Here is a 10,028-nt window from a genome sequence, read left to right as displayed (position 1 = left end):
AAGTGCTGGAGAACCTCGCCAATTATGACCTTCTACCCCCGGACATCAAGGCGGTCATCGACAATTTTCTCGCTGACCAGGTCCTCACTCAAGACGAGATCGACGCGCTCAATGGTCTCCTGAATTACAGCCTCTTGACGCCTACCCAGCAAGCGGTCATCGATGCGCTCACCAAAGACCAGATACTCACGTATGCTGAGCTACAAGTTTTGGCGGGCCTGCAAAATTATGACCTGTTGCCGGATGCTGCCAAGACTGCGATACAGGATATTGTGCGCGACGGTGTCATCACCCCCGAAGAGCTCACAACCCTTCAATCCATCCTCGCGGGCGAGATACCACCCATCGAAATCGAAGAGCCACCAGTCATTACCGTGCAGATGCCTCCGCAGGATGAAATTGCCTCGGTATTCGCCGAGGCGATTGCCCAGGCGGTTGCGAGTGCGAGCGAAGGCGGTGGCATCGTGCGCATCAACATCCCGTCGGGGCCCATCAATTTTGGCGATCTGGGCGGCAGCGGCCTGACCGACTGGCGCGAGTCACAAGGCTATGGAGTAGAGTGATATGCCGCGCCCTTCAATTCTATCAGGTGCGCCCAGCCATGCAGTTATAGACAGCACCGACCTGCACGATCTCGGCGTACTCATCCATGCCATCACTCCGCGCAGCATGCCTCCTATTCTGCCGCGCCGATACGCGCGCGCAGCAGGCTCTGGGGCGATACAGGCCACCGAATACTACTCGCCCATCCCCCTCACTGTATCCGGCCAAATGACTGCCGATAGCCGGGCAGACCTCCTCCAAAACCAGGCATATTTGCGCGAAACCCTATCATCTGCGCGTGCAGGGGTGGGGATGCTAAAACTCATCGACCCGCTCTACCCGTCCACATATTACCTCTGCACATACGATGGGGAGTGCGTATTTCACCACGCCAAGACGACCCACAAAACGTGCGATTTTTCGTTCAAATTGCTCGCCAACCCGCCATTTCGCCAAAGCACTACCCTGCACAGAGAGGCCGGGACATATACCCCTGCAAATAACACCGCCCGATTCTCCGTCGGCGGCAAAGGCCCCACACCCTACAAGCTGACCGCCAAAAATGTGGGCTATCAGGTAGGGATCACAAATCTCCGAGAGGTTTTTCGGCTCATCCCCAAGCCTGGCCTAACGGCCGAAGTTATGCTGTCGCGCCAAGCACCGGAAACTGTAAGCCCTGCCACTCTCGCACAAGACCTGTCCCCATCCGACCTCACAGATGATATGTATATCCCACTGCGAGCCACTGGCCTGCTTGATTACACCATCTCGGCGGGATATCCATTCTATCGCCATATGTGTGTGTTTATGGCATTCGCCCTAAACGTGCACAGCAATGCCCTGCCGATTCCACCCGCTGCCCCCTGGCCATTGTTTGAGATCAATGACGGCAGTGGGGGCAGTGCCCTGCAAATCCTCATTGACCGAAACAATGCGGCCGGCAATATCGCGCTCACGTTTAGCAGAGCTGGCAGCACCTACAGAGAGTCGACTGGCGGCCCCATTCTCCAGCAGGGCGAAACTGCGATCCTGTGCGTATATTACGGCCAAGATATCCGCGCAAACCTTATATCGCACAACTGGCGACCAGCAGGCACAGGGGTCGGCAACACGCTAAACTCCAACGTAAAAAGCGGCGATATCCTGATAGGTCGCAGGCGCACCAACACCGCAATACAGTGCAATATGGATCTCCATGCATTCCGGATCTTTCCGTTCTCCCTGTCGAGTGATCAGGAGACAGCCCTTGTGGCGGATCCCGCGCGGCGATTCGGCACATCAGCCAAGGGGCAAATAAGCATTCCCGATATTCCGGATACCACCATCACATTCGATACCGAGGAGCACATCGGCCACAGCAGTTCAGGGGACCCTATCACGCCAGACTCCGAGACCGAGTTTTCGCCGCTACAGCCAAGAAATAACTTGCTCATCATAGACTACACCTCCCCACAACAACAAAGCTCCCTATCGAGAACGCTGGTCAGTGGGGCAACATCCGTTGCCACGGAATGCAGCATCACACAGGCAAATAACACAATAAGCGGGGCAGATAAAATATTGCAAGTGGGGGTAGGTAGTGACGGCACTGCGTTGGGCAACGTAATGGTGGATGACGTTTTTGAGCTGAAAACGGATGGTGGCGAGGTCTATGTCGCAGCACGAGTTGTTGCCGTCGGAGCGGTCGGCCAGTACCGCTACTTGCCCATCAAGGCATCTGGCCTGACTGGCCGGGGCCTCCCGCATCACACCGACCTGTCATGTCAGGTTAAATTTCTGCGCCACGCCGACGGTGCTGGTGTAGGTGTGACAGTCTCGTATCGAGAGCGACACCCATGATCGACGAAATCAAACTCCTTGACCACGATGGCACCAGCCTTGCTGTGATCTACAATCGCAGGGGTGAGGTCTCGCACGTCAGTCAGTGCACGTACAACGAAACCATTGATGGACCAGATATGTGCAACATCCAATACGATGCACGGGTGCTGCCAAACGTGCTGCCAGAAAGGCTCATCGCACAGATCAGGATGTCATCCGGAAAGTACAGAACATATGTATCGCGCACGCCCCTGTCGAATCCGGGAGAGCCACTTGCGCGTTTTTCAGGCCACCGAATATGGATCGACCTCCTGGACAGGTACACCTACCCTCGCCATGTGTCATTCTCCAACATTTCTTTAAACACGTTCGCCCAAGCCATACTCTCAGGTGCTGGTGCTGACCACGCATTTGAGGTCCAGGCCCCAGCCAATGCCACGCTCGGATATATAGACATAAATATCTACACCCCCCCGTTACAGATCCTGCGTGATGTCGCCGAGAAAACAGGCCACCACCTCACTTTTCGCGAACAGAGTGCCACAGACAAAACGCTCGTCTTTACCCCCATCGACTACCGACTCATTTCAGGGGCCATCACCTCTCCCGAGATGAGCAGCGTTGCGCGCAGGGATGACCGCCGCGAGCGTATCACCCGAATCTATGCAGTAGGGGGCGGGGATCCACCGCTAACGCTGGAGGATTCCGCACACGGACAGGCATATATTGACGCGCCATCGTACACACCGGACAATCACATCATAGGCGTGTACAAAAATACAGATCTCGTTGACTGGAAGAATCTCATAGAAAGCCCAGCCTTGTCTGGCGATTACCAAGGTGGGCTTTGCGAAGGCTGGCAGAAGATCGGGGCGGCGGTGCTATCCCAAAACACCGATGGGCGATACATCCATTACGGTCACGCCTCGCAAAAAATTGTTACGTCTGGAGACTCACCGCAGGGCGTGTCTCAGTGCTACATGGGTACACTGGATGCTTCCATCAGGTGGTCTAATATTTTCATTGAATCAATGGCGGCGGGCAGCCAAATACGAGTCGAAGTGCGCGACGGAAAGCGGAGCGCGCACAATATTATCAGCCATGCAGATTACTCGCCGGGCAACGAGCACACCATCACGCGTCTGGGTATCCTGTTCTCGGAGACTATGCAGGAATATCGCATCTATGGCGTTGGGGATACGACGTTTTATTTTGATGCGGCATTGGTGGCTCCTGGGTTGGAGTTTTTTGGGTTCGTCGAGGGGGATATGGCAGATGTGCTATACGATGAGGCTCTTGCATATCTCCTCTCACGCGAGCATGCCGGGTTATCATACACCATCACCACAGTCACCGACACGCCCCATGAAGTGTCGGAATGGCTGCGTATCACGCCACCGGACGAAGGCGAAAGGGATTTGAAAGTCGTCCAGGTGACCGGGGATCTGTTGGCCGGGACAGTGACCTATGAGGTGGGAGGCATTGAGCGGGCAAAATCACAGGGCCAAATCATCCAGAAGCTCTCGAAAGAGTCTGACCGCGCATTGCTGGCACAGCGCAAGGCACACCGCGCAAGCAAGACTGCGGCGAGTCCACAGGTGCCCCGTATCCACTTTTTTTCAGGCGAGCCTGCCAGCCCTTCCCCAAAAGACCGCGCATCCGTCATCGGCGGAGAAGCGTTGACCGGCCAGGGCGACACCTACAACATCCCCGCTTTTTTGGGCCCTATAGTTGGTCGTGGACAGTCGTTTTACCTCTATATCCACGAGCAGGCATCCGAAATCCAACAAACAGAGAATCCGGAAATCGCATCCTCCCACATGCCCCTGTACAATGTGGTGACGCCCCCACAGACGAGCAACGATCCCACAATCTACAATCAACTATTCGTGACATCCGATCTTTTCACGCTGACCAGCCCCTTACTGATGCTGTCCAAAACCCACAACAGCATCACCGCCACTTGGACCAATGTGGTCGGCGCGACAGCCTATGTGCTCCAATATCGGCAAAGTGGATCCCAAAACTGGATTACCCCCGCCGACCAGACCAGCCCGGTGACTGTTGGGAGGCTGCCGCTCGATACCACCTATATATTCCAGGTAAAATCTACCGCACCCGGTTTTAATGACTCAGAATGGGACCAGGAAAGCGCGACGACAAACGGACAACTGGGCACTCCGTCTTTGTCGGTATTTCGGCGATTTCAAACAAGACTCGAAATAAATATTACCAGATCGACCACCCCGAACATCGTCCCACAACAATACGACTTGCAAATCCGGGAGCAAAGTAACGCCAATTTCGGTGACACCACAACATTAACAGGCCAGGATTTTATCCGATTCACAGACCTCACCCCAGCCACTGACTACGTCATCCGAGCCAAAGCAAAGCACGCAGGATACCTCGACTCAGAATGGAGCGAACTACTACAGACCTCTACTGTATAAATTCGTTGTGCGCGCAACACGCGCCCGGGTATCCACATTTCACAAAAAAATCAGCCCCTGATCTTCGCGATCGGGGGCTTTTTCTATCCCACCCACTCAAATTATTGCACGCAGATTATTGCACGCAGCCCTATATTATTGCAAGTATTATTATCTAATAAAACACGTGCAATTGTAGCGCGTAGCGCGATGAGCGGAAGGTTTCTGTGTCGAGGATGCGATATTCGGGGCGCAGTTCAATTTGGGGTGTGAGAAAAATTTGCATGCCAAATACCGCCTGTCGTGTTATCAGATCAACAGCGCGCGCTGATGTGCGGATATGCGTTACTTCGCCGGTTTCCCCGCGCGCGAACAAAAGCAGTCCGGGTATTGCTTGAAGGGTGATATCAAGCGAAGCGGTTTTTGCTTCTTGCACACCTTCCTTATCGGATAGGACATATTCGGCCATGAGGGCGATCTTGTCCTGCAGTCCGACGCCCGCAAAGAGATTTGTCATCAAAAAGTCGCCGTTTTTGAGCCACGATCCTCCCAGATAAAAATTCATTCTTTGTTCGATCAATCTGGGCCACAATACGATACGCCCCAGGTATGAGGGTTTGTCGCGGTCTTCGATCAAGGAGGCGTCTTGTACGGTGTTTTCAGAGAGTGCGCGGGCAGAATAAATGCCTGCGGTTAGCGATAGCCACAATTTTTTGTAATAGTGTACTTCTGCGCCGTATTCTGCGTAATTTGGTGCAATTAGCGATGTAGCTCCGACAACATCGGGCGTTTGGCGCACGAGCATGGTGTGGTCGTCATACCGCATGCCTATGGTTGGTTGAAAATGTCCCACGCGCAATGCGGGCCAGTTGTAATTGGGTTGATATATTGCCGATGCTGTCCACGCACGCTGTCCCGCGTATTTTTCGGGTCCAAAATTATAAGAGCCTTCGATTTTCAGGGCATTTGAGGGGCGGACAACACTGTATAGCGCGACTTGCATCGGAAATACTTTGCGCTCGGCTTCTGGCGATGTATGTGATCGCGCCATTTGTCCTCGGAGATCCGCACCCATGAGTACCAGGCCATCGGCATAAGCGGTTTTGCCCGGTAAGACGTAATTGGGCGCGAGCAATCCCACGCCGTCCATTGAATACTGCCCCAACTCGTCTCGCTGTGCCCCGCCCTGCGCGGTGATGTGACAGTTCACACATCGATTGGCCGTCAATAATGCAAATTGCGAGAGGGCATCCGCCTGTCCCACAGAACACAGCAGGATTAATAAACCCAATAATCTAAAATATGCGATATTGCTCATGTGAAGTAATCCGTTAGAGTTTTTTGATATATTGTCCAGTCATTATGGACAAGGGTAGTGACACCAAATACGCGGTATAAAATTTTGTCATTGCGGCATGGTGTTGAGCCGCAATCCAGTTTTCCACTTCATTATATCACAAAACTAATAGGCAGCCCCCCTTATGCCTGTATTGTCTGTGATTCACCAAGTGCCACTCGGTGCGCCTTGTGAGATTCCTCGTAAAAAGTCATCAAGTCTAAATCTGGTACTTCTTCCGGCGCGAAATACCATTTTGCAATGAGATTCTTGCCCTCCATCGCCAGCACTGTAAGGTCAAAGATCACATCGGTTGAAAATTTATGTACAACCTTATCGCGCATTTTCTTAAGATTTGCTGAGAAGGCAGCACCGCACTTGGGAGCCTCAAGTTCGACATGCACGAAACGCGGCATTTGTTGACTGAAGACTGACAACCCATGCACTGGCGCGAGGATATCCAGATAGTGTCGAATAATCTTATCCGTATAAGCGTCAATCGCGATCTCATTTGCCAAAGCGCGAACAAGCGCACGTACGAAACGCACGAGATAATCGACCTGTCTGCTACTCAAAGTCAGGCTAGTTCCTTTCTTAGAACTTGAAAGGGTCAATATATCTCCGGAGACAGAGAAGCTATTTTTGTGAATGACCTCATTGCGATACGGTAGCAGTTGGCAAAAGAGTGCTTTGGGATATGTATAGAGATGTGGTTGGCTTTTGAAAAGCGAGGGCAGTTTGAGATTTTTATTTAGCAACTTCACTTTGGCATCAAACTGCCAGGGAACCGTTTGGATATTGCCCGATTTGCAATTCTCTTCAAGTACCCATTCAAAGATCATATCCAAGGTCTTGAAGGAAGCAATAAAAGTGAATGGCATCATGGCATCTAGAATGGTCGCGCCGCTGCCAACCCACCCTTCCGAAATCCTATCTAACAGATCAGGTTGTTCACCACTCCTGATCACGAGCACTGGAATGTCCTCTTTGCCCATCGCCATATCATAGCGTTTTTCCAAAAAATCGAGAAGCCAGACCTCGTAATCCAACTTATCCAAAAGCCTACCTCTCGCTGTATTTTGCCTACTTGCCATTTGTTCTTTTTGAAGTTTTGATCGGATCTTTTTGAAATGTTTTACGACATCGGGGGCATAAAGGCGTTCGCCACAGCGAAGACAAACTTCGGCTTGAACTTTCACGATTTCTGTAAGATTTCCGCCTCGCAAAATCTTCTCAACTTTCTTTTCAACAATCTCGCCACCACATACCGGACATTTGTCAAACGACGTCATCACTCCGTTCTCCTTTCGCGCCAATTGATCCAACGTGTTGGGTCTGGGCGATAAACAGTAATCAAGATTGCCCGTTGATTTTCCTCGTCGTAGGCCCAAACACTGTGGATTGGCTCTCCAGCTATATTTTTTCCATATATCAGGCAACTCGAGTGTGGTCGATCTTCTGGATAGTCTTTGATAATTTCGCCATTGTGTACGGAATGGCATATTTCTTCAATATCCAGTTGATCATCCTCGGCTTCTTCATCTGCATGATTGGTGATGTGATAGTTTTGAGAATCTATAGCTCGAATGATGTTCCCAACATCCATTCACCCATCCCCATTTATAGCATAACCTTGCGCGGTTCTTCCAGGCAACATCAGGCATTCTCAAGTAGCGGAACCTCGCAAGCAACGTCAATCTGGTTAAATCCACACGGCTCAGCTTCTATCAATTTGGGCCAAAAAATATTTTCGTAACCATCGGCAATTCCATCCAATTCTATCCATGTTCGCCATAATAATCCCGCATCGGTTTTATAGAGCCACGCGCAGCCGAGATCATATAGCCCTTGTTCGACCTCTTCAGGAGCTTCATTCTTAAAGATATCCTCTGGAAGAAATTCATCAAGGAACACCCATTCCGTAAATATTTCATAAAATGAGTCAATCTCACTACTGAGGAACTTCCGTAAATTTTCCTTAATTATGCTTACCCCTCCGAATGTCATGTAGCTACGGTTCTCGTGGAGGAATTCCAGTAACCCCTCAACAAATTCTTTATCTAAAACAGAGCGATGCAGTATAGTTGTTTTAACAAGAGTCTCAAGGTCTCCGCCAAAAATCCCAAAGTAATTCCCGATAGGATCCACAGTAATAATGCGTTCTGGGTCTCCATCAACAGAGATGTTATACCTTCGAGCAGCCAACTTTCGAATATTATAAGCAAGTTCGTAGGTCAGTTGAAGTTGATTACGGATATCGCTGGAAAGCTGAAGACCAAAGTTGAGCAGGAGAGGCGAGGACAACGAATCCGTAAACTTGTCAAAATCATGGCAGAGAGTTGCAAGCACGTTCAGGTCAACGCCCTCAAGGGACACCGATCTTTTGAGCACATGCTCTAATGAGTGCCGCAAGTTATTTTCAGCAACCTGTGTGTCTATGCGATCAACTTTCGTCATGATATAGTCAATCTTACGTTCAATGCGATTCATTATTTCTTGTAAATAGTCCATTTTTTTGTGAAGGCTGTTAATTCTGTGTGCGATATAGACAGAAACTCCCAGGTTCAAGATAGAAGCAATGAGATTGGCCCCGGCTAGGCCAGCAGATAGGCCCGATGTACCTATCCCCATAGCATTGACGGGTATCTCGGGACTGTCTAGCGGTAAATAGCGTATGTTCTGCGGGTTAAAAATTGGCCCATTCTGCCCGAGCACTTGATACGCGAACCTTCCAGATTGCCCAGGTCCCAGTTTGTCAAAAGGCACTGTGTTCACTATTCTCTCCCTCTTATTTTTCTCATTACTCAATGATTGCCACAATTGCGCTGGCAATTGATCTCATAACCGCTTTAGAGGTATCGCCAATTTTTTTAACGAATCTTTGTGTATCAATGCCCAAAATCTCCTGATTGCCATTCGGTTCGTTCAGCCCTTGTCTGTTCGTAGTGACTCTTCATCTGTTTGGCTTGTTGTGCTAAAATTCGGCGACGTTCATCAATGGAGAGGCTCGCAAAATTCTCTTGAAGCATGGTGTCCTGGTCATTGTCAACGAGGTTTTGCAAAAAATGAAAGGCAAGTGACAATTTTGTTTTTGGAAGTTTGTTAGCCAATTCTTGAACGTGAGCGTGAGTAATTGTTTCCATTTTTTCCTCCTTTGCAGCCAACTCTACCTCGTCTCAATAACAGCCACTGGATTGCGGCTCAACACCATACCGCAATGACAATCACTATTCTACGGCTCCTTTGAGATTGCTTTTGGCTTTTCATCTGTGTCCATCTGCGAAAAACTCTCAAATTACTCGCGTTTTTTTCTGCGGATGCTTTGTTTTTGATCTCAAAAAGTCTGCCCATCTCTAGGGAAATCGCCGCCGAAAGTCACTGGTAGGCCGATCAGGTCGCGCAGGAAGATCTGCAGGCGAATGATGTGTACATTGCCAGCTCCCATGCGCCTGTTCAGACCATCAAGAACTTCTGGCGTCATAAAATCGAGATTTTGCTGAAGAAAAGTGGCTCCATCGAGATAGTCTGCAAAAGCAGCTTCAAATTCCTCAATGTGCAATTTGAGCAGGTACGGATTTTCAGGACGTATGCCGTGCAAGGTAGATTGAATGGCGTGAATCCGCGCGATCATGTTGCTTATAAATTGCCGCGACCAATAGACTGTGACCAGGTCATTCGTGACTTCGGCGGTTACGCCGCCGTATTCCACAAAAAAGACTTCAATAGATGTAAACACCCGGTCGATGTCGGCGATATAGGCATCGGCTTCATCTACGGTGACGTGGTCATACGTATTTTCAGCAGATGGTTCAGGCGCGGGTGTCACGGGATTGGATGAACCACATCCCGTGTACAACGCAAGCAGTGCAAAACACAAAAGCCATCGTTTCATAACA

At 50.3% G+C, this 10,028-nt stretch carries 9 protein-coding genes and 1 pseudogene (1 of these 10 running past the window's edge); 4 read left to right on the top strand and 6 right to left on the bottom strand.

Annotated elements, in window-relative coordinates:
* The 4 genes and pseudogenes from F4Y39_24715 to F4Y39_24700 form a co-directional block, all read left to right on the top strand.
* Window positions 1-123, top strand: a pseudogene (locus tag F4Y39_24715) (hypothetical protein) (it extends 2,751 nt beyond the left edge of the window).
* 11 nt (window positions 124-134) lie between these two features.
* Complete coding sequence (locus tag F4Y39_24710) at window positions 135-563, top strand: hypothetical protein (protein MYC16939.1); 429 nt, start codon at window positions 135-137, stop codon at window positions 561-563.
* A 1-nt stretch (window position 564) separates the two neighbouring features.
* Window positions 565-2,382 (top strand): hypothetical protein, encoded by a 1,818-nt coding sequence (locus tag F4Y39_24705; protein ID MYC16938.1) that lies wholly within the window; start codon window positions 565-567, stop codon window positions 2,380-2,382.
* Window positions 2,379-4,817, top strand: a complete 2,439-nt coding sequence (locus F4Y39_24700) for a fibronectin type III domain-containing protein (GenBank protein MYC16937.1) — start codon at window positions 2,379-2,381, stop codon at window positions 4,815-4,817. The genes F4Y39_24705 and F4Y39_24700 overlap by 4 nt, the downstream gene beginning before the upstream one ends.
* Window positions 4,818-4,971: 154 nt before the next feature.
* Here the strand turns inward: F4Y39_24700 and F4Y39_24695 are convergent, their stop codons facing one another.
* From F4Y39_24695 to F4Y39_24670, 6 genes are all read right to left on the bottom strand, one after another.
* Window positions 4,972-6,114, bottom strand: coding sequence for a hypothetical protein (locus F4Y39_24695; GenBank protein ID MYC16936.1), 1,143 nt, complete (start codon window positions 6,112-6,114; stop codon window positions 4,972-4,974).
* Between the two features lie 161 nt (window positions 6,115-6,275).
* Window positions 6,276-7,424: a YgiT-type zinc finger protein gene (locus F4Y39_24690; protein MYC16935.1), complete on the bottom strand. Its 1,149-nt coding sequence runs from the start codon at window positions 7,422-7,424 to the stop codon at window positions 6,276-6,278.
* Window positions 7,424-7,738: a DUF4258 domain-containing protein gene (locus F4Y39_24685; protein ID MYC16934.1), complete on the bottom strand. Its 315-nt coding sequence runs from the start codon at window positions 7,736-7,738 to the stop codon at window positions 7,424-7,426. Before F4Y39_24685 ends, F4Y39_24690 begins: the two co-directional genes overlap by 1 nt.
* 50 nt (window positions 7,739-7,788) lie before the next feature.
* Entirely contained in the window at window positions 7,789-8,907 is a 1,119-nt protein-coding gene (locus F4Y39_24680; protein ID MYC16933.1) for a hypothetical protein, read from the bottom strand.
* Between the two features lie 113 nt (window positions 8,908-9,020).
* A complete protein-coding gene (locus tag F4Y39_24675; protein ID MYC16932.1) occupies window positions 9,021-9,275 on the bottom strand; it encodes a hypothetical protein in 255 nt (84 codons plus the stop codon).
* A 191-nt stretch (window positions 9,276-9,466) separates the two neighbouring features.
* Complete coding sequence (locus F4Y39_24670) at window positions 9,467-10,024, bottom strand: hypothetical protein (GenBank protein ID MYC16931.1); 558 nt, start codon at window positions 10,022-10,024, stop codon at window positions 9,467-9,469.
* Window positions 10,025-10,028: the final 4 nt, after the last annotated feature.

It is taken from the genome of Gemmatimonadota bacterium (assembly GCA_009838845.1).
Taxonomy (GTDB): Bacteria; Latescibacterota; UBA2968; order UBA2968; family UBA2968; genus VXRD01.
The sequence above is the reverse complement of the archived record's forward strand: the minus strand, read 5'-3'. Positions and strand labels throughout refer to the sequence as shown.